Source organism: Arthrobacter sp. KNU40, from assembly GCF_051515115.1.
In the GTDB taxonomy this organism is placed as follows: Bacteria; Actinomycetota; Actinomycetes; order Actinomycetales; family Micrococcaceae; genus Arthrobacter.
Genome location: NZ_CP195850.1, coordinates 3,788,623 through 3,814,296, shown reverse-complemented (window position 1 = coordinate 3,814,296; position 25,674 = coordinate 3,788,623). Strand labels below are relative to the sequence as shown.

The window sequence follows — 25,674 nt, the reverse complement described above, 5'->3', positions numbered from 1 at the left end:
ATACAGTGGAGAGGTGACCGTTGAAACTACTCCAATCCTTCTTGACATCAGGCAAGACGTTGCGCTGCTGACCGCCGCGCTGATGGACATCAACAGCGTGTCCGGCAACGAAGCCGCGCTTGCAGACGCCGTTGAATCCGCCCTTCGCACGATCCCGGGCCTGCACTTTGTGCGGGACGGGGACGCCATCATTGCCCGGACCGAGCTGGGACGCCCGGAGCGGGTGATCCTGGCCGGCCACCTCGACACCGTGCCGTTGCCCACTGGGGAAGGTTCACTCGGCACCGTGCCGTCCACATGGGAGTCCGGCGTCCCCGGGACGGGAAACCTCTTCGGACGCGGAGCCACGGACATGAAGGGTGGGGTCGCGGTTCAGCTTGCGCTCGCCGCGACAATGTTCGACGGCGGCGCCGAGCCGGGCAAAGACGTCACCTTCGTCTTCTACGACCACGAGGAAGTTGAAGCGGTCAAGAGCGGCCTCGGCCGATTGGTCCGGAACCATGGACATCTCCTGGAGGGGGACTTCGCGATCCTGCTCGAACCCACCGACGGTACGGTGGAAGGCGGGTGCAACGGCACGAGCCGCTTCGAGGCCACAACCACCGGTGAAGCGGCGCACTCCGCCCGGGCATGGATGGGCAGCAACGCCATTCACGCAGCCGCACCCATCCTGGGTCGCTTGGCAGCCTACGAACCGCGCACAGTCAACGTGGACGGGCTGGACTACAGGGAAAGCCTCAATGCCGTGAAGATCAACGGCGGCACCGCGGGCAACGTGATCCCGGACCGCTGCGTCGTGGAGATCAACTACCGCTTCGCGCCGGACAAGACCCCGGACCAGGCCGAAGCCCATGTCCGCGAACTGTTGGACGGCTTCGACGTCGTCCGCACCGATGCTGCCGCAGGAGCGCGGCCAGGCCTCAATCACCCGGCTGCGGCGTCCTTCGTTGCCGCCGTCGGTGCTGAGCCCAAACCCAAATACGGTTGGACCGACGTCGCGCGCTTCAGCGAGCTGGGTGTTCCCGCGGTCAACTTCGGGCCGGGCGATCCGCTTCTGGCGCACAAAGACAACGAACACGTCGACGCCGACGCCATCCGTGAGTGCCTCCGTGCGCTGCGGTCGTGGCTGGCTGACTAGGTGGAGTGACCTTATTTTTGCTTGAGAACATGGGTGTGGCCCGTGGGCTTGGTTCCAGAACCAAGCCCACGGGCCACACCCGCGTTTCCGGCGTTCTTGCGACTAGCCCTCGATTGCCACAATTTCCGACTTGACAACCTTTGCCACTTTGACGCTGCGGCGCATCCGGCTTTCAAGCCATTTGGCGATTCCAGCCAGAATCAGGCACATTCCGACGTACAGGACACCGGCGATGATCGCGGAAGGAATGATGGGCGAACCGTACTGGGCCTGGCTTCCGAAGTACTTCGCCTGGAAGAGGATCTCGTTGTAGGTCACGATGAAGCCCAACGCCGTGTCCTTGAGGATGACCACGAGCTGGGAAATGATCACCGGGAGCATCGAGCGGACCGCCTGCGGAAGCAGGATGTTCGTCATGACCGCACTCTTCGGCAAGCCGATCGCATAACCGGCCTCGCTCTGGCCACGGGGAAGCGATTCGATGCCGGCACGGAAGACTTCCGCGAGCACGGATCCGTTGTAGAGCACCAGGCCCGCAACGACTGCCGTGAAGGGCGTGATCCCCTGGACACCGAGCGGAGGAAGCCCGTAGTAGAAGATCATCATGAGGATCAGCAAAGGAATGGCACGGAAGAGTTCCGTGAATCCATAGCAGGGCAAGCTGATCCACTTACGGTCGGAGAGCCTGCCGAAGGCCAGGAAGACACCCAGCACCAGGCTGAACACGGCTGCCGTCGCAAAAGCTGAAAGCGTGGCACCCACCGATTGGACGATGGTCTGCTGGACCAGCGGGAACGTGAACAAGTGCCACTTCTTCTCATCGAACTGCCCGCTTTGGGCGAAGCGAAGGACGATGAATCCGACGATGGCGATAATGACCAGGGCAGTCACGACGCCGAGAATCCGGTAGCGCGCGCGGGCCTTCGGGCCCGCAGCGTCAAAAAGGACCGAGCTCATCGGGCCACCTTCCATTTCTTTTCAAGCTTCCGCTGGACAAAGGAAAGAATGAAAACGAGCAGAACGAAGATCAGTGCGATCCAGAGCAGCCCGGCCATGGCCGGCTCGCCGCGCTCGGAAAGATTCGATCTGATCGCTCCGGCTTCGGCGACCGAGAAGCCTGCAGCCACTGTGGTGTTCTTGAGCAATGCAATGAACACGCTGAACATGGGCGGGATGACAGCGCGGAATGCCTGGGGGAGGATCACCAGCGTCAGGGTTTGCGTGAACGGCAGCCCGATGGCCCGCGCGGCCTCGGCCTGACCGACAGGCACTGTGTTGATGCCGGAGCGCACGGCTTCCGCCACATAAGTAGCGGTGTACAGGCTGAGGCCGACGGTTGCGGCGGTCATGAAATCAATTTCCACGAGGCCGAGCTTCGGGTAGCCCAAAGCAAAAAAGAACAGGACCAACGTCAACGGGGTGTTGCGCACAACGTTGATATACAACGTCGCGGCGGCGCGCATCGCAGGGATCGGGGAGACACGGAGTGTCGCCACGATGGTGCCCAGGATCAGCGCAAAGATGCCGGCAACAACGAAAAGTATGAGGGTGTTCCGGAACCCTGTGATGAACAGGTCCGAATTATTCAGCAGCGTATTCACAGAATGGTCGCTTTCAGCCGATATCCGAGGGGGCGGCCAATGGCCGCCCCCTCAACATGGGTTTAGTAGTTGTCCACTGCGGGCTGGGTGACCTTGGTGCCGGACTGTCCCAGCGTGGAGTCGTAGATCTTCTGCCACACGGAGCCGCCGTCGGTGAACATCTTGTTCACGAACTTGCGGAAGGCGGTGTCGCCCTTCTTCAAGCCCACACCGTACTTCTCAGTGGTAAACGGCTGGCCGACCACCTTGAGGTTGTCGGTGTCCTGGGACGCGTAGCCGATCAGGATTGCCTGGTCGGTAGTCACTGCATCGACCTGGCCGCTCTTGAGGGCCTCGACACACTGTGAGTACGTGTCGAACTCAGTGGTCTTGGTGCCGGGGAAGTTTGCCTTGATGTTCTGGATGGGGGTTGAACCCGTGGCTGAACAGACGTTCTTCCCGCTCAGGTCCTTCTCGCTGTTGATGGTCTTGTTGTCCTTCTTGACCAGCAGGCCTTGACCCGTCACGAAGTAGGGGCCGGCGAAATCAATCAGCTGCTTGCGCTTGTCGGTAATGGAGTAGGTCCCGACGTAATAGTCGATGTCGCCATTGGTAATGGCAGACTCGCGGTTGGCCGAAGGAATGGGCTTGTACTCGATCTTGTCCTTGGAGTAACCGAGGGAAGCCGCAATCCATTGGGCAACCTGGATGTCGAAACCGCTGTACTCGCCGGTCGCGGCGTCCTTGAAGCCCAGGCCAGGCTGGTCCTGCTTGACGCCGATCCTGATCTTTCCATTCGATTTGATCGTGTCGAACGTGGGGCTGCCCGTAATGGACACGTTCTGGGCCACCGTGAACGGCGCCGACTCGGTGCTTGGCGCGGTTGTGGAACCCCCGCCGCCACCGCATGCGCTCAGCGAAAGGGCGAGCGCCGCGCTTGCAGCGACCAGGAGGGATTTCCTCCGGGTGATAAAAGTCTTCATAATATTCCTTTCATTGTGCGGCCACCCCCGCGGCCAGGGTGCGGTGAGTGTCAGTGAGTCAGGAGTTTAGAGAGGAAATCCTTGGCGCGGTTGCTCTTGGGGTTGGTGAAGAATTCCTCCGGCTTGGCGTCTTCCACGATCTGGCCGTCGGCCATGAAGACAACGCGGTCGGCAGCTTTGCGCGCAAAGCCCATCTCATGGGTGACCACGATCATGGTCATGCCTTCCTTGGCCAGCTGGACCATGACATCCAGGACCTCGTTGATCATTTCCGGATCGAGTGCCGAGGTCGGCTCATCGAACAGCATGACCTTCGGCTTCATCGCGAGCGCCCGGGCAATTGCCACACGCTGTTGTTGGCCACCGGACAGCTGTGCAGGCATCTTGGGTGCCTGTTGCCCGACGCCGACCCGCTCCAACAACGCCATGGCGTCCTTGTCCGCGGTTGCTTTGTCCTGCTTCTTCACCTTGATCGGTCCCAGCGTGACGTTTTCGAGGATCGTCTTGTGGGCGAACAAGTTGAAGGATTGGAAGACCATACCGACGTCGGCCCGGAGGAGTGCAAGTTCCTTGCCTTCCTCGGGCAGTTTCTTGCCATCGATCGAGATCTCGCCCGTATCGATGGTCTCCAAGCGGTTGATGGCGCGGCACAGCGTGGACTTGCCCGAGCCCGACGGCCCAATGACAACCACGACTTCACCCTTTTTCACTTGGAGGTTGATGTCCTTCAGGACATGCAGTTGACCAAAGTGCTTATTGACGCCATTCAGGGAGACGAGGGCATCGCTGGCGGCTTGAATAGTCATGAGACGAATCTATCGAACAAATGATTCAAGTTGAGCCAGGTCACAGTTACTTCCGTGGATCGTGATTCAACAGATACCTGCCTTGCAGCTATCTGACAGCAAATGGTGGGCGGGGAACCCAACACCGCAAACAACAGAGCCACGCTGGAACGGCTGCAGCCGCCATCCGCGCTAGCCTAGGTCAATGAGTACCAGCCAGCCCCAAGTTCCAAGTCCAGACGCCAATGGCAAGGCGATGAGCAACGGATCGGCAGCGTCAGCTCCGGCCGTAGCCGCGGAGCCGCCAGCCAAGCACAAAGGACCCTTGGAGCTTCGGCGCAAACAGGCCGCCATGCCGATGTCGGACCAGCGGCTCCTGGACACCAGGGGAGCCGACCACTTCATTCACACCGATCCTTGGCGGGTCCTGCGGATCCAGAGTGAATTCGTTGAAGGATTCGGTGCGCTTGCCGAGCTCGGCCCCGCCGTCAGTGTCTTTGGCTCCGCCCGCACCAAGCCGGGCACCGGCTACTACGATATGGGCGTGCAAGTCGGCCGACACCTCGCGGAAGCCGGCGTCGCCGTCATCACCGGCGGTGGGCCGGGATCCATGGAAGCCGCCAACCGGGGGGCCGTTGAAGGCAACGGCGTTTCCGTGGGACTGGGAATCGAGCTGCCCTTCGAACAAGGCCTCAACCGCTGGGTGGACCTTGGCATCAACTTCAGGTACTTCTTCGCCCGCAAGACCATGTTCGTCAAGTACGCGCAAGGGTTCATCGTCCTTCCGGGCGGCCTGGGAACCCTTGACGAACTGTTTGAAGCCATGGTCCTGGTGCAGACCCGCAAGGTGACATCGTTCCCCATCGTTCTTCTGGGGGTCGATTTCTGGAGCCCGATGATCGAATGGATCAAGGGGACCCTCGTGGCCGAAGGAATGGTCTCCGCCAAGGACCTGGACCTCATCCAGCTTGTGGACGATCCTGCGGACGCCGTTCACCGCGTCCTGCACGGAATCCCGCGGCCACCCTCGACCAACGGAGACCAGCGCCCGGAGTAGCCTTGCCGGAACTGAGCTCTCAGCTGAGTCTGGCACGATGGTTGTTGTGAGCTTTTTTCTGGTCTTTCTCGCCATTGTCATTATCGGTGCCGTGTTGTTCCTCGGCGCCGGAATGGCGAAATCCAGCCGCGACCCCGGCGCCGGGTTGGATGAACCCGTTCCGAACCTGCCGCCCGTTCTGTTACCGGCCGGAGCCAAGGCGTCCGACGTCGACCGCGTGCGCTTTGCCCTCGGGCTGCGGGGCTACCGGATGGACCAAGTGGATGAGGTCCTCGATGAGCTGAGGGACCAGCTCACCTGGCAGGAGAGGGAAATCGAACGGCTGAAACTGGCCCTTGAAGCAGCCGGGACCCAGGAAGCACCAAAAGAGTGACCCCGTCAGTCGAATCGCGGTCCTCGACAGGAATCCTGGCCCGAAGACTGAGCCGCGCCGGAGCCCACGCAGCGAGCTGGCCGTGGTGGATCCAGGTCGCCCTCATCTACATCGCCTCGAGGCTCGTCAGCGCTTGCATTTTCATGGCTGCCGCATTGCAGCAAGGTGTCAATCCGTGGTTTCCGCCAGCACCCGACTACTGGAACTTCATCACGATCTGGGATGGGCGCTGGTACTCCGAAGCCGCAAACAACGGTTACCCGTCTGTTTTGCCGGTCAATGCGGACGGCGGCGTCGCGGAAAATTCCTGGGCGTTCTATCCACTGTTTCCGTACCTTTCCCGCGCCCTCGGTGCACTCACCGGATTGGCGACGCTGCCGGCCCTGACGGTCGTCGCCATGGCTGCCGGGCTTGGGGCGGCCCTGGTGGTCTACAAACTGTTCCGGGAATTCGCCGGGCGAACAACAGCGCTGTGGGCGCTGACCTTCTTTTCGATGTTCCCCGTCTCGGCCATCCTGCAGGTCCCCTATGCGGAATCCCTCAATACCCTTCTCTTGGCGGGTTCGCTCCTGCTTGTGGTGCGACGCAAGTATCTTGGCGCGATGCCCGTGGTCTTGCTCATGTGCCTATCACGGCCCACCGGAGTGCCCTTCGCGGCCATGGCGGGCCTGTTGCTGCTCCACCACCTGTGGAAGAGGTTCGGACGCCGCTCGGGCGCCGGGTCCATTCCGGTTTCCGTGCCAACAGCCGCCGTGCCAACAGCCGCCGTACTGACGCTCCGGGAACTCATATCGCTGGCCGCGCTCGTGGTCGTCAGCGTGGCAGGGGCTTTCGCGTGGCCGGCCATTGCCTGGGCGGTCACGGGGGATCCGCTGGCCTACACCAAGACCGAAACTGTTTGGCGCGGCGCTGACCTCGTTCCGTTCAAGCCGTGGTTCGAGACCGGTCAAATGCTCTTCGGACCGGTACTCGGTATTCTGGCGCCGTTTGTCTTCGTGGCGCTCTTTGCCCTGCTGATGTTGAGCAAACCGGTCCGGGCACTGGGCACCGAACTGAGGCTGTGGTGCGCCTGCTACGTGGGCTACCTCCTGGTCTTCCTGCACCCCCAGACGAGCACGTTCCGGATGCTCTTGCCCTTGTTCCCCTTGGCGCTCAGTGCAGCCTGGTTGTCCCGCTCGAAGGCCTACCGCGGCACCGTGGTGGTCATGTTCTTCCTCCTCCAGATCGTATGGATCGTCTGGCTGTGGGCGTGGGCGCAGTTGCCGGGCGGCGGCGACTACCCTCCGTGACGCTACGCGTCGTTTCGCCTGTTCAAGCGCGATCACGGCCGGCCGGGAAAAGTCCATCAATTAGCTACGGGCGGGTAATTACGAGATAATGGACACAAGCAAGGACAAAGGCACTCTCGGGTGCCCGGCGACGACGACTGAACTGCCATGACTGTCGACGCCGTATATTCCACGCGGAGCCAACCCGGCCGGGTTGGCGGGATTTGGGACAACTGGAGGGGATTTTCCTAATGGCGGCTATGAAACCACGTACTGGCGACGGCCCTATGGAAGTAACCAAAGAGGGCCGCAGCCTGATCATGCGTGTGCCGCTCGAAGGCGGAGGACGGCTGGTGGTCGAGCTCAACGCAGCAGAGGCGGCGAACCTCAAGGAATGCCTCGTAGGCGTTACCGAATAGATTCACTGGGCAGGGCCCGGCAGAAGAGCCGGCGCCCTGCTTTCATGTTTAAGGCTGAAAGCGAAGGCTGGCCGGTTACTTCTTGACCGCTACGAGCAAGCCGTCGCCGGTGGGAAGCATCGCCGAAGAGAGTCGCTCGTCGTCGCGGATGGCTTTGCCGATCTGGCGCAACACCACGGTGGTGCTGTCCCTGGCAGCCGGGTTGGAAACCTTGTCCTTGTCCAGGGCGTCATTGATGACCAGTGTTCCGCCCGACTTGAGCAGCCTGATGGCCTGCTCGACGTAACGGGGGAAGTTGGGCTTGTCTGCGTCGATGAACACGAGGTCGTAAGCGGAGTCGGTGAGCCGCGGCAAGACGTCGGCTGCACGGCCGGAGATGGTCCGGGTCCGGTTCGCGGGGCTGCCGGATTCCAGGAAGGCCTCACGGGCGGCCTTGAGGTGCTCGACGTCGACGTCGATAGTGGTCAGCACAGCCTGCGGGCTGAGGCCGCGCAGCAGGCAAACGCCGGAGACGCCAGCTCCGGATCCGACCTCTACAACCGTCTGGGCCTTCGATGCCGCGGCGAGGACTGTCAGGACAGCTCCAACGCCTGGGCTCACGGGAGTAACGCCCAGCTCGAACGAGCGTTCACGGGCGCGAAGCAACACGTCGTCCTCGGCAGGCAGATCTTCTGCGTAGGACCAGCTGGTTGACTTGTCGGCACTCATGGGGGTTCGCTTTCCAGGCAGAGGGGTATTGCTTCCAGACTACTGGCTACGGGGCGTCCGGCCCGGACGCCCGCGGCCCGCAATTCTGTGTCTTTCCGGGTGTCCTCCCGCGTGTCCTCCGGACAATGTTCGCTCTGCGGGAAAAGCCTGCCTGTGATCAGCAAAATCTCAGGCAAGACTGGGATGATGTATATCCAGCCATCCAAGCGAGGGCCGGCAACGAACTCCTGAGTGACCGGCAGGATGACAAACAGTTTGAGGGGAGCGGACGATGCGGGCATCAAGTGCTGCGCCAGTCCAGACAACGGCAGCAGTCCTGGGTTCCACCGACACGGCCCCTCCGGCCGAAGAGTGGGTCAGGCCAAGTTGGGAAGAAGTGGTGGAGAACCACTCCGCCAAGGTCTTCCGCCTTGCCTACCGGCTCACTGGAAACAAGTTCGACGCCGAAGACCTCACCCAGGAAGTCTTCGTCAGGGTCTTCCGTTCGCTCGAAAACTTCAAGCCAGGCACACTCGACGGCTGGCTGCACCGCATCACCACCAACCTCTTCCTTGATACGGCGCGTCGGAAGAGCCGCATACGCTTCGATGCCTTGGCCGAAGACGCCGAATCCCGGTTGCCGGGGCATGAACCCGGGCCCGAGCAGAGCTTCGAGCTGAACAACCTCGATCTCGACGTCCAGCGCGCCCTGGAAGAACTCCCCCCGGACTTCCGCGCCGCCGTCGTGCTTTGCGATCTGGAAGGCCTTTCGTACGACGAAGTTGCCGAAGCACTTGACGTGAAGCTCGGAACCGTCAGGTCCCGCATCCACCGCGGACGGACAATGCTTCGTGAAAAGCTGGCGCATAGGGATCCGCGGCCCGTCCAAGCCCGCAAGCCGCGGCTCAAGATGCCGCGCATCGCCGGTCTCCTTTAGTCGCCGATGGGTCTGCTGAAAGGACGACGCGGTGGTTTGCCCCGGGGAAGTATCCGGCACAGCCGCGCCCCGGGGCACCTGCAGGAATGCTCTGAATGCCACGCCGCGGTCCTGCGGGAGCGCCAGTACCTGGAACGGCTTCGCCGTGCCGCGGTTCCGGAGGCGAGCCAGGATTTCACCAACAGGCTGATCGAACACACCCAGCGGTTGGCGCAATCCGATTTTCCTGCGCGCCCTGTGCCCCAGCGAAGCGTGTGGCACGGTATCCGGCTTGCCAGCGCCGCGGCCGGCGGACTCGCCGTGAGCGCCGGAATCCTGGCGGTTGCAGCCTACGCGGTCGGCGGTGAAGTTACGCCGCAGGCCTCCAACCGCGGAGAGCAGGAAGTCCGGACGCTGGTCAGTTCAACCGTGCCCGCAAACGTCGGAGAGCAGCTTCCCGTGACTGGTGCGCAGTTGAGTCTGCCCGCGAGCGTGGCCGGGACGGTGAGCCTGAGCGAGCAGCAGTTGTCCGAACTGCGGCGAGACGGCTGGGCATGTCCCGAAATGGCGAGCATGGGATACCACGTGGTTTCCGCCCGGGCCTTGATGCAGGACGGGCATCCCGCCGTCGAGCTGCACCTCAGCGACGGTGACCACCAGGCCACCCTCGTGGAGCAGCACTTGGAGGGCACCGGCACTTCAGGAACCCAACTGTCCATCACCCAAGGGGCCCCGTGGCAGGCCGTCTATTCCTCGCCGGTGGCCGTGCTGCGATATTCCTCCGACATGCCTGCCAATCAGGCTGCGGGAGCCGTTCCTGAGCTCGTGAAGGCGGGCGATTCGCTGGTGGTGGCCCGGCCCGCCGAGAACAGCGCCGAGACCTGGAACGAACGGCTGCAACGGGGACTCCATGCCCTGGCGGGCCTCGCAGGTTTCTGAGCGGACCAACGGACAAGGTAATCTTCGATACGTGTTTGGAATCAATGGCTCGGAGTTTCTCATCCTGCTGATCATCGGCGTCATCGTGATCGGCCCCAGCCGTTTGCCTGAATACACGCGGAAGCTGACGAACCTGGTCAAGGAGCTGCGGCGCATGGCGTCCGGTGCCCGCGAGCAGATCAAGGAAGAAGTCGGCATCGACATCGATGAAGTCGACTGGAAGAAGTATGACCCGCGCCAGTACGATCCGCGCCGGATCATCAAGGAAGCACTGCTCGACGACGACACGAAGCCTGTCAGCGACGGTGCGCCTGTCGCCGTGGCCGCCGTGGACACCCCCACGAAGGTTCCCGAGCGCGTTGTTGAACGGCTTTCCATTGGTGAAAAGGCGCCCTTCGACGCCGAGGCCACCTAAAAAGCTATTTCGGCTGGATCCCGAGGGACATTCCGGCGAGGCCGCGCGGCTTGGCGTTGAGCTTTCCGGCGATGCCCTGAAGTGCCTGTGCGGCGGCCGTCTCCGGAGCCGTCAACACCAAGGGACGGCCCGCGTCTCCGCCTTCGCGCAGACGGATGTCCAAGGGGATCTGTCCCAACAGCGGAACGTCGGTCCCGACGGCGGCGCTCAACCGCTCAGCCAGCACCCGCCCGCCGCCGCTTCCGAACAATTCCATCCTGCCGCCGTCGGGCATTTCGAGGAAGGACATGTTCTCGACGACTCCGGCAAGCTTCTGGCCGGTCTGCGTTGCGATGGTTCCGGCTCTCTCGGCAACATCCGCCGCTGCGGCCTGCGGGGTGGTCACCACGAGGATTTCCGCGTTGGGAAGCAACTGTGCCACCGAGATGGCGATATCGCCCGTGCCTGGCGGAAGATCCAGGAACAGGGCATCCAGATCGCCGAAATAGACATCCGTGAGGAATTGCTCCAGGGCACGGTGCAGCATGGGTCCCCGCCAGGCCACCGCCTTGTTCCCGGAAACAAACATGCCAATGGAGATCACTTTAACGCCGAAGGCCACGGGCGGGAGGATCATGTCGTCCACCCGTGTGGGCTGCTGCGTGATTCCCATGAGCGCCGGGACGGAGAAGCCGTGGACGTCGGCGTCGACGATTCCCACGCGCAGCCCCTGTGCCGCAAGGGCGCACGCAAGGTTGACCGTCACCGAGGACTTTCCCACACCGCCCTTGCCGCTGGCCACGGCAAAGACTTTCGTCAGGGAGCCCGGTTCGTTGAAGGGGATTCCGCGTTGCCCCCCTGCGCCTCTCAACTGTTCCTTGAGTGCGTCGCGCTGCGCTTGTGTCATGACCTTGAGCTCGACTTCGACGCCCGTCACGCCCGGAACCCTCTTAAGGGCAGCCGTGGCGTCCGCCGTGATCGTCTCACGCAGGGGGCAGCCGGCGATGGTCAGCAGCACCACAACCCGGACGGTTCCGTCCGGACTGGCCTCTACCGAATCCAGCATCCCCAACTCAGTGATGGGCCGGCGGAGTTCGGGATCGATGACGGTTGCCAAGGCAGCGTTGAGAGCCTCGACGGATGGTGTGCTCATGGGGTGGATGTTCAGCTTTCGGGCTGGGCGGGAGGACCTGAGTGTGGCGCCGGCGAGCCGACGGCCGAGAGGTCGGGGGCAGGTTGGTCAGCGCTGGAATGCGCCGGATGGACCTTGGGGATTTGTTGCGTGGGGGGATTGCGCTGTTTATTGCGCTTGTCCTTGATCTTGTCTTTGGCTTTCTCGCCGTTGCTGGAGCCGCCGGAATTGTTCGGACCCAATTCCTCCTGCGCTTCGAGAAGATCCGACAGCAGCGAGCGGAGTTCTGCACGCACGTAGTCCCTGGTAGCGACCTCGCGCAAGGCGATGCGAAGAGCCGCGACCTCGCGGGTCAGGTATTCGGTGTCGGCCAGATTGCGCTCGTCTCGGGCGCGGTCCTGCTCGATTGTCACGCGGTCCCTGTCGTCCTGGCGGTTCTGGGCCAACAGGATCAGGGGTGCGGCGTAGGAGGCCTGCGTGGAGAAGAAAAGATTCAGGAGGATGAACGGGTACGGATCCCACTGGAAGCCGAACAAGCCAATAACGTTGAACGCAATCCAGACGATCACGAAGATCGTCATATAAAACAGGAAATTCGCCGTACCCATGTAGCGGGCGAAGCGCTCGGCAAATCGGCCGAAGGCATCGGGATCGCTGCCGAAGTTCGGCAGCATGCGGGAACGTAGCTCGAGCGGGGTGTCAAGTCCTCCGCTGGTGGGCTTCTCAGCCAATTCGGCCTCCTAGTTTCCTGATCGGGGCTCCGTCTTCGTGGGTTCGCCAGTCGTCCGGGAGCAAATGGTCCAAGAGGTCGTCAACAGTCACCGCCCCTACGAGGCGACCGGCGCTATTCACGACCGGGAGGGAGTTTAGGTTGTAGGAGGCCATGGTGTGGCTGACCTCGCTGACGCTGGCGTGATCGGAAACCGGCTCCAGGTTCTTGTCCACGATGCTGCCCAGTTGTTCAGGCGGGGCGCTGCGGAGCAATTGCTGGATATGCACGACGCCGAGGAAGCGTCCCGTGGGGGTCTCCAGCGGCGGGCGGCAGATAAAGATGGCAGAGGCCAGGGCGGGGGAGAGTTCCTCGCTGCGCACGTGGGCCAGAGCCTCAGCGACGGTGGCTTCGGGGGGAAGGATGACGGGAACCGGGGTCATGAGGCCGCCGGCAGTGTCTTCGTCATACTGCAGGAGCCGGCGCACGTCGTCGGCCTCGTCGGGCTCCATCAGGAGCAGCAGTTCCTCGGCCTTCGCGGAAGGAAGGTCTGCCAACAGGTCTGCCGCGTCGTCCGGGTCCATCTCTTCCAGTACGTCGGCTGCGCGTTCGTTGTCCAGGGCGGACAGGAGCGTCACTTGGTCCTCTTCCGGCAATTCCTGGAGCACGTCGGCGAGGCGTTCGTCCTGGAGCTCGCTGGCCACTTCGATCCGTCGCTTGTCCGACATCTCCTGGAGTGCGTCGGCAAAATCGGCCGGTTTGAGGTCCTCGTGGGTGGCAACGAAATGGCTGGCACCCTGGGGATCGTTCTCGGAACCCTGCAGCGTGTCCGCCCAGTCCACCAGGAGGGTGTGACCGCGGCGCAGCCCCCGGAGCCTGGAGGTAGACGTGCCGCGTCGAATGAAAAGCTTGGATACCAGCCAGTCACCGTTGCGCTGCTGGTCCATAGCGATGTCTTCGATAATGGCGTCGCCGCTGCCGTCCTTGAGGGTCACCTTGCGGTCAAACAGCTCGCCGACCACCAGCTGCTCGGCACCGCGTTGCTGGAATCGGCGCAGATTTACCAGTCCGGTGCAGATGATCTGGCTCTGGTCCATGGACGTCAGCCTGGTCATGGGAACGAAGACGCGCTTCTTGCCGGGGACTTCGACGACGATACCCACTGCATGCGGGGCCCCGCGCAGGCCGCGCGAGAGCACCACGACGTCACGCAGCCGGCCCAGGCGATCGCCGAGGGGGTCGAAAACGTCGAGGCCGAGCAAGCGCGCAACAAAGATGCGTGAAGGATTTGTGCTCACCCTTACAGGCTACCGAGTCTGCTCTCTTTTAGCTGAATTTCAGCCGGTTCACATGTGTATGGGACAGAATGGGGGTATGGCGAACATTTTCGGTGCCCCTAAGGCCACGGAGGAATCCCGCAGCGTCCCCAAGGGCGACACCGTGGGCTCTTACACTTCCTATCTCGATGCCCAGAAGGCGGTGGATTATCTTGCCGACCAGCAGTTCCCCGTCCAGCATGTCTCCATTGTCGGAAACGACCTCAAAATGGTGGAGCGGGTAACGGGACGGCTCAGCTACCCGCGGGTCGCTTTGTCCGGGGCCCTGAGCGGTATGTGGTTCGGCCTGTTCGTGGGCGTCATGCTTTCGTTCTTTACCCCTGCCGGGGGACCCTTCTCGATTGTGACCTCGGTCCTCATGGGTGCGGCATTCTTCATGCTCTTCGGGATCGTCACCTACGCTGCTCAGCGCGGGAAGCGGGACTTCACCTCCACCAGCCAGGTAGTGGCGACCAACTATGACGTGATTGTCGCGCTTGAGGCAGCCAACGAAGCCCGCCGTCTCCTCCACCAGTTGCCGATGAACCCTTCAGAGGCAGCCTTCGGCCGGCCGCCGCAGGCATACACGCCGCAGGACTACCGGAACCCGCCGGTCCATCCAGGTGCACCCCAAGGCCCGGGCCCGGAACGTCCGGCGTCGTGGCAGGACCCCTATGGCCAGCGCGGACCCGAAGGCGGACAGGGCACGGCCGGCGAGCCCGCCCAACCTGTTGCGGATGCCCCGGCCCCAGCCGCGGCCGCGCGCCCGACCGCCGGCGTCCGCTACCCGGATCTTCCCGACGGCCGTCCGCAGTACGGTGTGCGGGTGAATGAACCCGGAACCGGCGAGCAAGCCGCCAACGGTGAGGATCCGGCCAAGCAGTAGCTATTGTTGGGCCGCACACCTGCAATCTGGAAGGCCTGCGAGCTTTCGGACGCGCCAGTCCAAGGTGAATAGGTCGAGTTCCCGCACCTGCCCGGACAGCGCAAGCGGCAACCCGAGCAGGATCCGCGTGGCCTCCCACGCCGTCAGATTCGCCACCAATCCCGAAATCGCCGCGATGCTTCCCCCGCTCCTCGTTCTACCCTTGAGCGGAAGGAAGTCGGAGCGTTTGTGATCGTTCATGGTCTGTGAACGGATGCATTGCCAGCACACTGTCTGTCCAGGGATGATGCTGGTGCCTGGCACGCCTAGGTTTCCGCCGTACGCGCCACCAATGATGTGGGGAACGCACGCTTCCGTCGCGGCTTCAGCGATGAAATCCGAGATGACGACGACGTCCGGCTCATCCGCGCATCCGATCACGAGGCTCGCGTCTTTCAACGCCGATTTGAGGTCAGCCGCGGCAACTACTCGAAAACGGTTCGTGATGACTTGAATGTTCTCGTTGATCGACTTGAACCGTAGGGCCGCGGCATCCACCTTAGCCAGGCCTAGATCGCCGGGCTGGTATAGGACCTGTCGATTCAGGTTTGTGAGTTCTACAATGTCCGGATCGAAAATCTCAATTCTGCCGATACCTGCCGCGACGAGGGATTGCAAAAGCACTGTCCCGGTCCCGCCGACTCCCACGACCACCACTTTTGAAGTATTGAGTTTCTCCTGCAACTCAAATGGCGAGTCGGCAAGCCCAAACGTAGATGCGAACTCCTGAAACAGCCTCTCTTGACGTTCGAACCTGTTTGCGCTCGAATGCTCCGGCTGCGGGTATGCATCAAAAAGGCGCTCGGTGTCCATGATGGCCAGGACGTTCTCAAGCGATTTCCGACTGAACCCGGCACTTCCTTCGAGGACCGATTCGATCCTTTCGACGGAATTCGACCCGTCAAGCAAGGGGATCAAGTCGATCACAAACGGGGATACGTCGAATTCAAGGACCCTGAGTTCCATGGTGCAAATGAACTGCATTCGACAATCGCGGTTGAATATCAGCACGCTGTCCCGCAATCTCAAGGGACGAAAACCCATCTTCGCTCCTGTTCCATCGGCCATTACTCAGCCCTCAGGGCAGCCAACGGCTCTATTCGATCCGCCCTGCGGCTTGGTCCTATCGCCGCAAGGCATAACGCCGTCAAGGTGACAATTGCGATTCCACTGAATGCCAGGACGGTAAAAGTAGGGCTCAGCGTTACGCCGAGTGCTCCGGCGACAAGCTGGGTCAGGACCCACCCAGCCAACTGGCCAACGAGAAGACCGCCTGCAAGGGCTGCAATTCCGAGCAAAATCGCGTCAGCAGCGACTAGCCTCGTTATGTCGCCGCGGGTGGCACCAATCGCGCGCAGCATCCCGAACTCTTTCTCGCGACGAGCGACGCAGACTGAGAACAGGCCGGCGGCGCCGACCGCACCGAGGCTGAGTGCAAGCACCACGATGCCGAAGGCAGCTCCGGCGTATGAGCCGAGCTCTGATTCTGCGCGCTCCTTCATTTTGGCGGCTGTGATCACCGAGACCCCAGGGATGTCGGCAACTGAATAGGCGATCTGGTCCCGGAGCGCTGTGACGTCGACACCCGGCTTCGCTTCTACATTCCAGCCGTTGGATCCAGTGATTCCGAGCTCGGCAGCCGTGTCACGACTCATCACCACTTGGTTCCCTGTTGCCAACGACGCAAACGTCCCGACAACGCGAAGTGAGAGGGTCTTGCCAGCCCGGTCTAATCTGACGGTATCGCCCAAGGAAATATCGCGGCTCACGGCGAGAGCTTCAGGAACGATGATCGCGCCTCCCTTTTCCAGGGCAAGTGGCGCGGTCCCGTCACTTCCCTGGCGCCATGGAAGCTGGGCTGTGGCAAAATAGCTGTTTGGATCTACAGCAAGGATTGCAACCTGGCTTGAGGTCCCTTGGAACTGCAATGCTGCGCGGTCCCAAACAGTGTCCGAAACCCTGTTGATCATTTGAATTGACCCCAGGCGTTCGTCTAATTTCCCAGTGATTGGCGTTGTGGACGATATTTGAATGTCGGCCCCGAATTGACGAGCAATTTGCTCCACCATGGCGCTCCTCACAGATCCGACTCCGATCACGAGGGCCGCACCCAGGCAGACGACAATGCCCATGATGGCCGTCGTAGTGTCGAGCGATGCGTGTTTGCGGAGACGCTGGGCCGCGGCCTTGCCTGTCCACCCTTTGAAGATCTGTAGCCTGCTGGTGGCTTCGAGAATTAACGGAGCAAGGAATCCCACGGCGGCCAGCGATACGACGAATCCGGCGAGCTTCACGACGACGGAGTCAAGCCAGTAGCTGCCGGCTCCGAATACGAGGAGCATGCTGCCGACAGCGGCACGGAGTCTCTGCCCAGACCTGCGCTCCGCGACTTCAGGTGAGATGGCCGTAAGAGGGGCCTGGCGTAGCACTTTCACGATGGCCCGGGCGGCCCCGGCGCATCCCGCAGCGACCCCGCTCAGGATGGCAAGCAGAACTTGCCAAAGTTCGACCGCCACGGTTGCCGGAGGTATGTTGCCGATCGATGAAAGGACTTGGTTGAGGATCCAGCTGACGCCAAACCCAAGCCCCAACCCGACCACCGAGCACGCGAACGCGAGCATCAGTGCCTCACACAAGACGGCGCTTGCCAGCCAGGATCCGCGGGCGCCGACAGTGCGCATGACGCCATAAGTCAGCCGGCGGGAATTCACGACGGACTGGAAGGCCGTCGCTGATAGGAGGAACGAGATGCCCAGTACGGTGCCGGAGGCGATCATCAAGATGAGTGAAACAACCGCGATGAGGGGACCGAGGGTCGAATTGAGGGCAGAAGTGTCCTGTACTTTGAACTGAGGAGGCAGGCTGGACGAATAGTCGCTCTGCCAGCGTTCAGCGGAGTTCCCGGCCGCCAGCTGGATGTCAACCCTTGATAGTTGGCCCTGCTGGTTGAATATCATCTGGGCGTAGGACAAGTCGACAAAAATGTTGTCGTACGCCAACGGACCAAGAACCTTGCCATTGAACACGCCTACGACGCGCAGTTGCGTGGTAGCGTCGCTCGACGCGACCACGAGCGAATCGCCTATGTCCACGCCCAAGCGCAAAGCCACGTCGGACGGAACCAGTGCCTCAGGCTTGTTTACCGTAGGGAGCCCGCCCCGTAGCTCAAGCCTCATAAGTTGAAGCTCAGTGTTGAACGTAGCGGGGTAGCCCGTAACCGTCAGCGGGCGGCCTGTTCCGATGGTTCCTGCAGGCCGGACGCTTGAATTTCGTGCCAGAGTCGGGATCGCCGTCGCAACGCCAGGGAGATCCGCCACGCCCTTTACTGCGCTCTCCGGGACTGTGGTTCCGGGAATGGCAGGCACGACCGCGACGTCGCCTATGCCTGACAGCGAGCCGGCTCCTTCCGACAGCTGGTCGTTGATGCTCTTCGATGTGAGCAGAGTGCCGAAAATGAGTGCAACGCCGAACACCAGCGCAACCGCTGCGACTCCATATCGGGGAAAATCAAAGCGAAGTTGCCGCAAACCACGAGCGAACGCGCTCATCATGGTGAGAATTCCCCTCCCGGTGTGGCCCGTTGAGGGTCAGGTCAAGTTGATCAATGATCTTTCCGTCCTGCAGCGCGATGATCCGGTCGGCATAACTCGCAGCATATGGATCATGGGTGACCATCAGTCCGCTGGTACGACGATCGTCGCCAATCGCGTCGCGAATCAGACGGAGAACAATATCTCTGTTCCTCGAGTCGAGGCTTCCCGTCGGTTCATCGGCGAGGACGACGCTGGGACCCCCGAAGAGCGCTCGAGCTACGGCGACCCGCTGACGTTGCCCGCCTGACAACTGATCGGGAAATCTATCAGCATATTCAAACAGTCCCAGCTGATCGAGAAGAACCAGAGCATCTGCTCGCCAACAAGAGCCTCTTTGACCGGAAACAATCGATGACAACGCGACGTTCTCCACCACCGTCATGCTCGGAACAAGATGAAATGCCTGGAAAATGAATCCAATATTCTCCCGCCGGAAGATTGTCCTCTGTTTTTCGTCCATCCCGGAGACCTCGAGTCCTGCTACGTCGATACTCCCCGCAGTCGGCGAATCGATTCCACCGACCAGTTGGAGCAGAGTTGACTTGCCGGATCCGGATGGGCCAATGACGGCAACAAGTTCACCTGGTCGGATCTCTAGTTCAGCGATATCTAGTGCAGCCTTCTCTTGTCCGGCACCGTCGCGATAGTGGCGACGAACGCTTTTGAGGGAAATGGCGGGAAGTTGGACAACGGTCATGTCTCGACGGTCCAGACCTGGGGGAGCATCCGGTCAAATTCGAACCACATTTCCCATTCTCCAAGGTCTCCGGCGAGAAGCTCCGACTCAATGACATCCCAAACGGCCAGCACGGAGCGGCGACGGTCATCTGGAGATGCCGGCGGTGGTATTGCAGGATGGTATTTGAGGCGAAAGCGGCCGTCGCCGATACCCCTGAGCGTAAGTGGGACCATAGGGGCACCGGAAGCATAGCTCAGAAGTATCGGACCTGTCGGAACCATGATGGTCGTCCCCAAGAATGGAATTCGGGCATGGTGCTCATCTACTCCACGAGGGTCCAGTTCAGGGAACATGGAAAAGATCCTGCCCTCGCTCAAGGCCTCCATGGCGGAGCGTATCGCCGATGTACTCCCGAGCCGGATCCCGCGGAAGTCCAAGTCAGGAAAGGACGCTGCGCGGATCTCGTCAAAATTCATTCGATTGTAGAGAGTCGTCGTCGGCATTTCATAAGCGAGCATGGGAATGGCAACGTATGAGGGTCCCAAATGCAGCGGGAGCGCGATTACCCCTCGACCTCTGGATGCCGCCTCGTGAAGGTGCTCGCGTCCATCGACGTCCACAACATCCCGAAACAGGGTCTCAGGGTCTTTCATCCACAGATTGATGAAAGTCGATTCAAACTGCAGCTTCGGTCCGTACTCAGCAAAGCTCGTGGCGTGCAATTCCAGGTCAAAGCCATCAAGCCCAGGGACCGCATTCATGAAATCCAGGGCTCGGGCCTTCAAGACCTCGAAATTGTCTAAGTCTGGTTGGTTTGCCCGGTAGATGGGCCGGTCGAGGGCGTCTAGCTTTTTCATAAGGTTCCACGCGCCAGCTGGCCCCGCAGCATGGATCGCCTCATAGAAATGCTTGTGCTTCGGAAAGTCGAAAATATTGAACAGTGGCAAGCGCACGCTGTTCCCCCAAATCAGTGTTGTTCGTATCCTTGGTATCTCACTTGGTTCGTTGGTGGCGATACGCAAGCCTCGCCACCAACGAACCGAGCGCTAGATCAGGTGCACAGGCACCCGCTGTTACAGGCCAGGGTGGCTCCCGCCTCCAGCACATCTTCTGAGATCATCTCCATGTGTGTTCACCTCCTCGCTTTGGCCGATTCGAAGATGGAGAAAATGCCATCTCAAGCATGGCAACAGCACCAAACGGGGGATCGACTATCGGTGCTGCGCCTAGGAGGAGGGTACAAGTGCCGAGGGGCGTCTCCGTGTGGATTTCGCCAATCTCAGTGGTCAAAAGGGCAAATCTCAGTGTAAAAAACCCGAAATTAAGTGGACGGAAGCCGGCGTCTCCGTGTTTTAACAAAAGAGGAGGGCCACCGGATCATCAAGATCCGGCAGCCCTCCTCGTGCGTTCTGCCTCAGTGGTTACGCGTCGGCGTCCTGGTAGATCCCCGCCATCCAGGACTCGACGTCGTCGGCCTTGCGGGGGAGGGCGGCGCTGAGGTTGACGGGACCGTCAGCCGTCATCAGGATGTCGTCCTCGATCCGGACGCCGATTCCGCGGTATTCCTCCGGAATAGCAAGGTCCTCGTCCTTGAAGTAGAGCCCGGGTTCGATGGTGAACACCATGCCCTCGGTGAGTACGCCGTCCAGGTAGAGATCACGCTTGGCCTGGGCACAGTCGTGGACGTCCAGGCCAAGGTGGTGGCTGGTGCCGTGCGGCATCCAGCGGCGGTGCTGCTGGCCTTCGGCGCTGACCGCTTCTTCCACGGAAACCGGCAGCAGGCCCCATTCGGCAAGGCGTTCGGCGAGGACCGTGGTGGCGGCGGTGTGGATGTCGCGGAACTTCACGCCCGGCTGCGCTGCGGCGAATCCGGCGTCGGCGGCGTCAAGGACGGCTTCATAGACCTTGCGCTGGATGTCCGAGAACTTTCCGTTGGCCGGAATGGTACGCGTGACGTCGGCCGTGTAGAGGGAATCTGCCTCCACACCGGCGTCGAGCAGCACGAGTTCCCCGGCGTTGACCTTGCCGGTGTTCCGGGTCCAGTGCAGTACCGTGGCGTTGTTTCCGGCGGCAGCGATGGTGTCGTAGCCGAGCTCGTTCCCTTCCTCACGGGCACGCGCGAAGAAGGCGCCTTCGATGACGCGTTCGCCGCGGTGGTGGGTCATGGCGCGGGGGAGGGCGCGGACCACCTCTGCGAAACCCTCGACGGTGGCCGCTAAAGCGGTCTTCATCTGCTCGATTTCCCAGTTGTCCTTGAGCAAGCGCAACTCGGAGAGCGCCTCGCTGAGCAGTTCGTCCAAGGCATCGAGCTCGCCGAGGTCCAGGTTCTCCGGATCCTTGGCTGTGTTGTAGCGGGCCGTATCCACGAGGGCATCGATGTTCTCGTCGACTTTGCGGACCAGGCGGATGGAGATGCCGCCGATTTCCGGGGCACCCACGTTCTTGGTGATGGCCATCTCTAGTTCGTCGAGATGCGCCGTCCTGAGCCCGAGGCGCGCTTCGAATTCGGCGAGCGTCGGACGCGCGCCGATCCAGAACTCGCCGGAACGCGAGTCGGCGTAGAACTGTTCAGTGTCCCGGCCGGCGAGCGGACGGAAGTAGAGCGTCGCGAGGTGGTGGCCGCCGTCGTCGCCGGTTCCCTCCTCCACAGGTTCCAGGACCAGCACGGCATCGGGCTCGTGGTCCAGGCCCAAGCCTGTGAGGTGGGCAAAGCCGGAGTGGGGGCGGAAGCGGTAGTCGCAATCGTTCGAGCGGACCTTGAGCGGGCCGGCCGGTACGACGAGGCGCAGGCCTGCGAACTTGTCGGAGATGGCCCGACGACGCGTGGCGGCATGGTCGGCGACGGCGTCACGCGCAGGGGTCACCTGCGGCGCTGGTGCCCAATTGCTGGCCATGAATGCCTTGAAGGCATCGGACGTGGGCCGCTGGGAGCGGTTGTTGACGCGCTCCTCCAGGGGCTGGGAGGCTGTGGTTTCACCGTTTTGGGTGTTTTCTGCATCGTTCACCGTCCCATCGTCCCATCAAGGCCGACACTAGGCCAACGCAGAATCGGTCCAAGCCGTCCCGAATCAAATACGCTTGGAAAGTGAAGATCGACCTGCACGCGCACTCCAATGTTTCCGACGGGACCGAGGCTCCCGCGGGAGTGATCGCTTCCGCATCTGCTGCGGGTCTGGATGTTGTGGCCTTGACCGACCACGATTCCACTGACGGATGGGAGCAGGCCTCCGTCGCGGCCCTCGAATTCGGAGTGGCTTTCGTGCCCGGGATAGAGATCTCGTGCCGCACCCGCGAGGGGATCAGCGTCCATCTGCTCAGCTATCTCCACGATCCCGCACATCCCGGCCTGCTCGAGGAAATCACCAAGGCGAAAGACGCGAGGCTCACCCGCGCTAAACGGATGGTCACGCTCCTGGCCGAGGACTACCCCTTGAGCTGGGACGATGTCATCCATCATGTGGCTCCGGGTGCCACTGTGGGCCGGCCCCACATCGCCGACGCCCTCGTGGCGGCCGGTGCGGTGGCGAGCCGCTCCGAGGCGTTCACGGCGATCCTGACTTCGCACTCGCGCTATTTCGTGCAGCACTACGCACCGGATCCGGCGCTCGCCGTCGAGCTCGTCCGGTCGGCGGGCGGTGTCCCCGTTTTCGCGCATCCGGTGGCCTCGGCCCGCGGCCGGGTGGTCGGGGAGCGGACTTACCGGGAAATGATCGACGCCGGCCTTCTGGGGCTGGAAGTGGAGCACCGCGACAATCCCGAGGAAGGCCGCGTGTTCCTGCGGCGCATGGCTGCCGAACACGGGTTGTTCATGACCGGATCGTCCGACTACCACGGAACCGGCAAGCCCAATCTGCTCGGGGAGAACCTGACGTCACCCGATGTGCTGGCCCGCATCGAGGAGCTGGGCACCGGAAGTTCAGTGGTCCGCTGACGGAAGCCCCGCGTGGCCCAACTGACTCGCAGTTGTTGTCGTTTACAGGCGTCAAAACGACAACAACTGCGAGTCAGTTGGGGTAGAAGGTGGCCTTGCCGTCTAGTCGCTTGCGCATCACGTCGATGGCCGGGGCGTTCTGGTCCACGCACACGAACCTGCGCTCGAGCTTCGCCGCGACTGAACCAAGGGTTCCTGAGCCCGCGAAGAAGTCGAGGCACCAGTCTCCTGGCCGGCTCGATGCCGTGACGATGCGCCGGACCAGGCCTTCCGGCTTTTGCGTCGGGTAGCCGGTCTTTTCCTTGCCTGTCGGGGAAACGATGGTGTGCCACCAGACGTCCGTGGGAAGCTTCCCAAGTTCGCGTTTGGCCGGCGTTACAAGGCCCGGCGCCATGTACGGCTCACGGTCGACCTCGGCGTTGTCGAAGTGGTACTTTGCAGGATTTTTGACGTACACGAGGATGTTGTCGTGCTTGGTGGGCCAGCGGTTCTTGGCGCGTGCGCCGTAGTCGTAGGCCCAGATGATCTCGTTCAGGAAGCACTCGCGGCCGAAGATCGAGTCCAGCATGACTTTGGCGTAGTGCACTTCGCGGTAGTCGAGATGCAGGTACAGGGTGCCGTCGTCGGCGAGCAGGCGCCAGGCCTCCACGAGCCGGGGTTCCAGGAAGGACCAGTAGTCGCTGAACGCGTCGTCGTAGCGGTGCAGGGCGCCCTTGATGGTGTCATAGGAGCGTCCCTTGAAGCCGACGCGGTCGCCGTCGCCGTCGGCGTTGCGGACCATGCGCGTTTCCTGGCGGCTCTGGACCCGGCCCGTATTGAAGGGCGGGTCCACGTAAATCAGTGTGAAGGCGCCGTCCGGCAGCGTCGGGAGGAAATCCGCGTTGTCCGCGTGAACCACCAAATTGCTGCCGTCCGGCGCCCAAACAATGTCAGTCATTGAGGCCGTTAAGCCTCGGTGCTCTCGCCGGACGCACCCGAAGCCGAGACCACTTCGCCGTTGCGGCGGCGGGTGCGGGAACGGCGTGCGCGGGAAGGCTTGTCCGAGCCCTCGCCGGACTGCGGCTCGGCAGACTGGGCCGTTGCCTCAACGGGGGCTGCTTCGCCTTCGGACGTACGACGGCGGCGGGTGCGGTTGCGTCCGCCCTCACCGTCTCCTTCGCGGGACGGAGCATCGCTGGACTTGGTACCGCGGCGTGCACCTTCACGGCCACCATCACGCCCGGCGTCGCGTCCCGTGCGTCCACGCCCGGAATCGCCGCCTGAACGGGAGTTCTTCTTGCCGGTCTCGCCCAGGTCTTCCAGAACCTCAGCGTCGACGCCGGCGAGGGTGCGCTTGTCGCGGGGCAGGCGGCCCTTGGTGCCCGCGGGGATGTCCAGTTCCTCGAAAAGGTGCGGCGACGACGAGTAGGTTTCCACGGGTTCCGGGTAGCTCAGGCCCAGCGCCTTGTTGATCAGGCCCCAGCGCGGCATGTCGTCCCAATCGACGAACGTCACGGCCGTGCCCTTGTTGCCTGCGCGGCCGGTGCGGCCAACGCGGTGCAAGTAGATCTTTTCGTCTTCGACGCATTGGTAGTTGATCACGTGCGTGACGTCATCGACGTCGATGCCGCGGGCGGCGACGTCGGTGGCCACGAGGACGTCCACCTTGTTGTTGCGGAAGGCGCGGAGAGCCTGCTCGCGGGCGCCCTGGCCCAGGTCACCGTGGATGGCGGCGGCTGCGAAGCCGCGGTCCACGAGTTCCTCGGCAACCTTGGCTGCGGTGCGCTTGGTCTTGGTGAAGATGATGGTCCGGCCGCGGCCGCGGGCCTGCAGAATGCGGGCGACGACCTCGACCTTGTCCATGCTGTGGGCACGGTAGATGAGCTGGCGGATGTCGCGCTTGGTCAGGCCTTCGTCGTCCGGGTCGGCGGCACGGATGTGCGTGGGCTGCGTCATGTAGCGGCGCGCCATGGCGATGACCGGGCCAGGCATGGTGGCCGAGAAGAGCAGGGTCTGGCGGACGGCGGGTGTGCCGGCAATCAGGGTCTCGACGTCCGGAAGGAAGCCGAGGTCAAGCATCTCGTCTGCTTCGTCGAGAATCACCATGCGAACGTTCTTGAGGTTCAGGTGCTTCTGCTTGTAGAGGTCGATCAGACGGCCGGGAGTGCCGACAACAACCTCGACGCCCTTTTGCAGGGCTTCGATCTGGGGCTCATATGCGCGGCCGCCATAGATGGTGGCGATGCGGGCGTTGCGCTTCCGGGACGCCGTCTGGAGATCGTTGGCCACCTGAACGGCGAGTTCGCGAGTAGGAACAATCACGAGGGCCTGGGGTGCACCCGGGACAGCGAGCTTGTCGTGCCCGGCGTCGTCCGGTCCGACGACCCGCTGCAGTGCCGGAATGCCGAATCCGAGAGTCTTTCCAGTACCGGTCTTAGCCTGGCCGATGATGTCGTGACCGCCTAGGGCGACCGGGAGCGTCATGGACTGGATGGGGAACGGGTGGGTGATTCCGGCGTCGGCGAGGGACTCAACGATGTCGGCGCGGACGTTGTAGTCGGCGAAGGTCTTTTCTGCGATCTCGTGGGGTGTTTCGTCCGAGGAAATGGTTTCCTCGGGTTCGATTGTTTCGGTTCCGTCGGTCAGAACTTCATGGGTGTGCAATTCACTCACAGTGGAGTTTTCCTTATTCATTTGGGCTGCGCTGCGTGCTCAACGGTTGTGGCAGGGCCGTTCCGGAGCACGGATGGGCGCAAGCAAATCCAGTGGAAGCCGATCGCGGGCTATCTAAATACTGGCACTGGGGACCAGTTGGTGTATCTCAAGATCGCGTAGGGGCGGGCTTGTTGATGTCAAAAAATTAACTGAATC

General features: G+C 62.1%; 25 protein-coding genes. 10 read left to right on the top strand and 15 right to left on the bottom strand.

All coding sequences use genetic code 11. From position 1 onward, the window contains the following. Nucleotides 1–13 precede the first annotated feature (13 nt). On the top strand, nucleotides 14–1,138 hold the full coding sequence (dapE, locus tag ACSKT0_RS17685; RefSeq protein WP_437770918.1) for a succinyl-diaminopimelate desuccinylase: 1,125 nt from the start codon (nucleotides 14–16) through the stop codon (nucleotides 1,136–1,138). Between the two features lie 102 nt (nucleotides 1,139–1,240). On the opposite strand, the gene ACSKT0_RS17680 is transcribed toward dapE, so the two are convergent. The 4 genes from ACSKT0_RS17680 to ACSKT0_RS17665 all read right to left on the bottom strand — a co-directional run bounded on the left by ACSKT0_RS17680 (nucleotide 1,241) and on the right by ACSKT0_RS17665 (nucleotide 4,507). Continuing rightward, nucleotides 1,241–2,095 (bottom strand): amino acid ABC transporter permease, encoded by an 855-nt coding sequence (locus tag ACSKT0_RS17680; RefSeq protein WP_437770917.1) that lies wholly within the window; start codon nucleotides 2,093–2,095, stop codon nucleotides 1,241–1,243. Then, nucleotides 2,092–2,739, bottom strand: a complete 648-nt coding sequence (locus ACSKT0_RS17675; RefSeq protein ID WP_437770916.1) for an amino acid ABC transporter permease — start codon at nucleotides 2,737–2,739, stop codon at nucleotides 2,092–2,094. Before ACSKT0_RS17675 ends, ACSKT0_RS17680 begins: the two co-directional genes overlap by 4 nt. A gap of 62 nt (nucleotides 2,740–2,801) precedes the next feature. Further along, entirely contained in the window at nucleotides 2,802–3,701 is a 900-nt protein-coding gene (locus ACSKT0_RS17670; protein ID WP_437770915.1) for a glutamate ABC transporter substrate-binding protein, read from the bottom strand. Between the two features lie 50 nt (nucleotides 3,702–3,751). After that, complete coding sequence (locus ACSKT0_RS17665) at nucleotides 3,752–4,507, bottom strand: amino acid ABC transporter ATP-binding protein (protein WP_437770914.1); 756 nt, start codon at nucleotides 4,505–4,507, stop codon at nucleotides 3,752–3,754. Between the two features lie 235 nt (nucleotides 4,508–4,742). Between ACSKT0_RS17665 and ACSKT0_RS17660 the strand changes: the two genes are divergently transcribed. The 4 genes from ACSKT0_RS17660 to ACSKT0_RS17645 all read left to right on the top strand — a co-directional run bounded on the left by ACSKT0_RS17660 (nucleotide 4,743) and on the right by ACSKT0_RS17645 (nucleotide 7,603). Further along, a complete protein-coding gene (locus ACSKT0_RS17660; RefSeq protein ID WP_059387487.1) occupies nucleotides 4,743–5,543 on the top strand; it encodes a TIGR00730 family Rossman fold protein in 801 nt (266 codons plus the stop codon). A gap of 37 nt (nucleotides 5,544–5,580) precedes the next feature. Continuing rightward, nucleotides 5,581–5,916: a DivIVA domain-containing protein gene (locus tag ACSKT0_RS17655; protein ID WP_437770913.1), complete on the top strand. Its 336-nt coding sequence runs from the start codon at nucleotides 5,581–5,583 to the stop codon at nucleotides 5,914–5,916. Then, nucleotides 5,913–7,205: a hypothetical protein gene (locus ACSKT0_RS17650; protein ID WP_437770912.1), complete on the top strand. Its 1,293-nt coding sequence runs from the start codon at nucleotides 5,913–5,915 to the stop codon at nucleotides 7,203–7,205. The genes ACSKT0_RS17655 and ACSKT0_RS17650 overlap by 4 nt, the downstream gene beginning before the upstream one ends. A gap of 230 nt (nucleotides 7,206–7,435) precedes the next feature. Then, complete coding sequence (locus ACSKT0_RS17645; RefSeq protein WP_009357720.1) at nucleotides 7,436–7,603, top strand: DUF3117 domain-containing protein; 168 nt, start codon at nucleotides 7,436–7,438, stop codon at nucleotides 7,601–7,603. A 75-nt stretch (nucleotides 7,604–7,678) separates the two neighbouring features. Here ACSKT0_RS17645 and ACSKT0_RS17640 read toward each other — a convergent pair whose 3' ends face one another. Next, complete coding sequence (locus tag ACSKT0_RS17640) at nucleotides 7,679–8,311, bottom strand: O-methyltransferase (protein WP_236812041.1); 633 nt, start codon at nucleotides 8,309–8,311, stop codon at nucleotides 7,679–7,681. Between the two features lie 271 nt (nucleotides 8,312–8,582). On the opposite strand from ACSKT0_RS17640, the gene sigE reads away from it, so the two are divergent. The 3 genes from sigE to ACSKT0_RS17625 are packed head-to-tail and all read left to right on the top strand — an operon-like array spanning nucleotide 8,583 to nucleotide 10,560. Then, nucleotides 8,583–9,227 carry an RNA polymerase sigma factor SigE gene (gene sigE / locus ACSKT0_RS17635; RefSeq protein ID WP_437770911.1) on the top strand — a complete coding sequence of 215 codons (645 nt, stop codon included), beginning with the start codon at nucleotides 8,583–8,585 and terminating at the stop codon, nucleotides 9,225–9,227. A 36-nt stretch (nucleotides 9,228–9,263) separates the two neighbouring features. Next, on the top strand, nucleotides 9,264–10,145 hold the full coding sequence (locus tag ACSKT0_RS17630; RefSeq protein ID WP_437770910.1) for a hypothetical protein: 882 nt from the start codon (nucleotides 9,264–9,266) through the stop codon (nucleotides 10,143–10,145). Nucleotides 10,146–10,176: 31 nt separating this feature from the next. Continuing rightward, a complete protein-coding gene (locus tag ACSKT0_RS17625; protein WP_345449128.1) occupies nucleotides 10,177–10,560 on the top strand; it encodes a twin-arginine translocase TatA/TatE family subunit in 384 nt (127 codons plus the stop codon). A gap of 4 nt (nucleotides 10,561–10,564) precedes the next feature. On the opposite strand, the gene ACSKT0_RS17620 is transcribed toward ACSKT0_RS17625, so the two are convergent. The 3 genes from ACSKT0_RS17620 to ACSKT0_RS17610 are packed head-to-tail and all read right to left on the bottom strand — an operon-like array spanning nucleotide 10,565 to nucleotide 13,678. After that, nucleotides 10,565–11,692, bottom strand: a complete 1,128-nt coding sequence (locus ACSKT0_RS17620) for an Mrp/NBP35 family ATP-binding protein (RefSeq protein ID WP_437770909.1) — start codon at nucleotides 11,690–11,692, stop codon at nucleotides 10,565–10,567. Between the two features lie 11 nt (nucleotides 11,693–11,703). Continuing rightward, nucleotides 11,704–12,345: a DUF1003 domain-containing protein gene (locus ACSKT0_RS17615; RefSeq protein ID WP_437774070.1), complete on the bottom strand. Its 642-nt coding sequence runs from the start codon at nucleotides 12,343–12,345 to the stop codon at nucleotides 11,704–11,706. 49 nt (nucleotides 12,346–12,394) lie between these two features. Next, nucleotides 12,395–13,678 carry a magnesium transporter MgtE N-terminal domain-containing protein gene (locus ACSKT0_RS17610; protein ID WP_236812034.1) on the bottom strand — a complete coding sequence of 428 codons (1,284 nt, stop codon included), beginning with the start codon at nucleotides 13,676–13,678 and terminating at the stop codon, nucleotides 12,395–12,397. Nucleotides 13,679–13,754: 76 nt separating this feature from the next. On the opposite strand from ACSKT0_RS17610, the gene ACSKT0_RS17605 reads away from it, so the two are divergent. Next, the gene (locus ACSKT0_RS17605) at nucleotides 13,755–14,582 is read left to right on the top strand and encodes a general stress protein (RefSeq protein ID WP_437770908.1); all 828 of its coding nucleotides are present in this window, start codon (nucleotides 13,755–13,757) and stop codon (nucleotides 14,580–14,582) included. Here the strand turns inward: ACSKT0_RS17605 and ACSKT0_RS17600 are convergent, their stop codons facing one another. From ACSKT0_RS17600 to ACSKT0_RS17580, 5 genes are all read right to left on the bottom strand, one after another. Further along, on the bottom strand, nucleotides 14,583–15,434 hold the full coding sequence (locus ACSKT0_RS17600; RefSeq protein ID WP_437770907.1) for a HesA/MoeB/ThiF family protein: 852 nt from the start codon (nucleotides 15,432–15,434) through the stop codon (nucleotides 14,583–14,585). 254 nt (nucleotides 15,435–15,688) lie between these two features. Then, a complete protein-coding gene (locus ACSKT0_RS17595) occupies nucleotides 15,689–18,169 on the bottom strand; it encodes an FtsX-like permease family protein (RefSeq protein ID WP_437770906.1) in 2,481 nt (826 codons plus the stop codon). Then, the gene (locus ACSKT0_RS17590) at nucleotides 18,129–18,911 is read right to left on the bottom strand and encodes an ABC transporter ATP-binding protein (protein ID WP_437770905.1); all 783 of its coding nucleotides are present in this window, start codon (nucleotides 18,909–18,911) and stop codon (nucleotides 18,129–18,131) included. Before ACSKT0_RS17590 ends, ACSKT0_RS17595 begins: the two co-directional genes overlap by 41 nt. Beyond that, entirely contained in the window at nucleotides 18,908–19,915 is a 1,008-nt protein-coding gene (locus tag ACSKT0_RS17585; RefSeq protein ID WP_437770904.1) for a lysophospholipid acyltransferase family protein, read from the bottom strand. The genes ACSKT0_RS17590 and ACSKT0_RS17585 overlap by 4 nt, the downstream gene beginning before the upstream one ends. A gap of 399 nt (nucleotides 19,916–20,314) precedes the next feature. Then, entirely contained in the window at nucleotides 20,315–21,898 is a 1,584-nt protein-coding gene (locus ACSKT0_RS17580; protein ID WP_437770903.1) for an aminopeptidase P family protein, read from the bottom strand. Nucleotides 21,899–21,978: 80 nt separating this feature from the next. Between ACSKT0_RS17580 and ACSKT0_RS17575 the strand changes: the two genes are divergently transcribed. Further along, nucleotides 21,979–22,824 (top strand): PHP domain-containing protein, encoded by an 846-nt coding sequence (locus ACSKT0_RS17575; RefSeq protein WP_437770902.1) that lies wholly within the window; start codon nucleotides 21,979–21,981, stop codon nucleotides 22,822–22,824. 73 nt (nucleotides 22,825–22,897) lie between these two features. Here ACSKT0_RS17575 and ACSKT0_RS17570 read toward each other — a convergent pair whose 3' ends face one another. Both ACSKT0_RS17570 and ACSKT0_RS17565 read right to left on the bottom strand, forming a co-directional pair. After that, nucleotides 22,898–23,761: a DNA-methyltransferase gene (locus tag ACSKT0_RS17570; RefSeq protein ID WP_437770901.1), complete on the bottom strand. Its 864-nt coding sequence runs from the start codon at nucleotides 23,759–23,761 to the stop codon at nucleotides 22,898–22,900. Between the two features lie 8 nt (nucleotides 23,762–23,769). Continuing rightward, the gene (locus tag ACSKT0_RS17565; protein WP_437770900.1) at nucleotides 23,770–25,476 is read right to left on the bottom strand and encodes a DEAD/DEAH box helicase; all 1,707 of its coding nucleotides are present in this window, start codon (nucleotides 25,474–25,476) and stop codon (nucleotides 23,770–23,772) included. Between the last annotated feature and the right edge of the window lie 198 nt (nucleotides 25,477–25,674).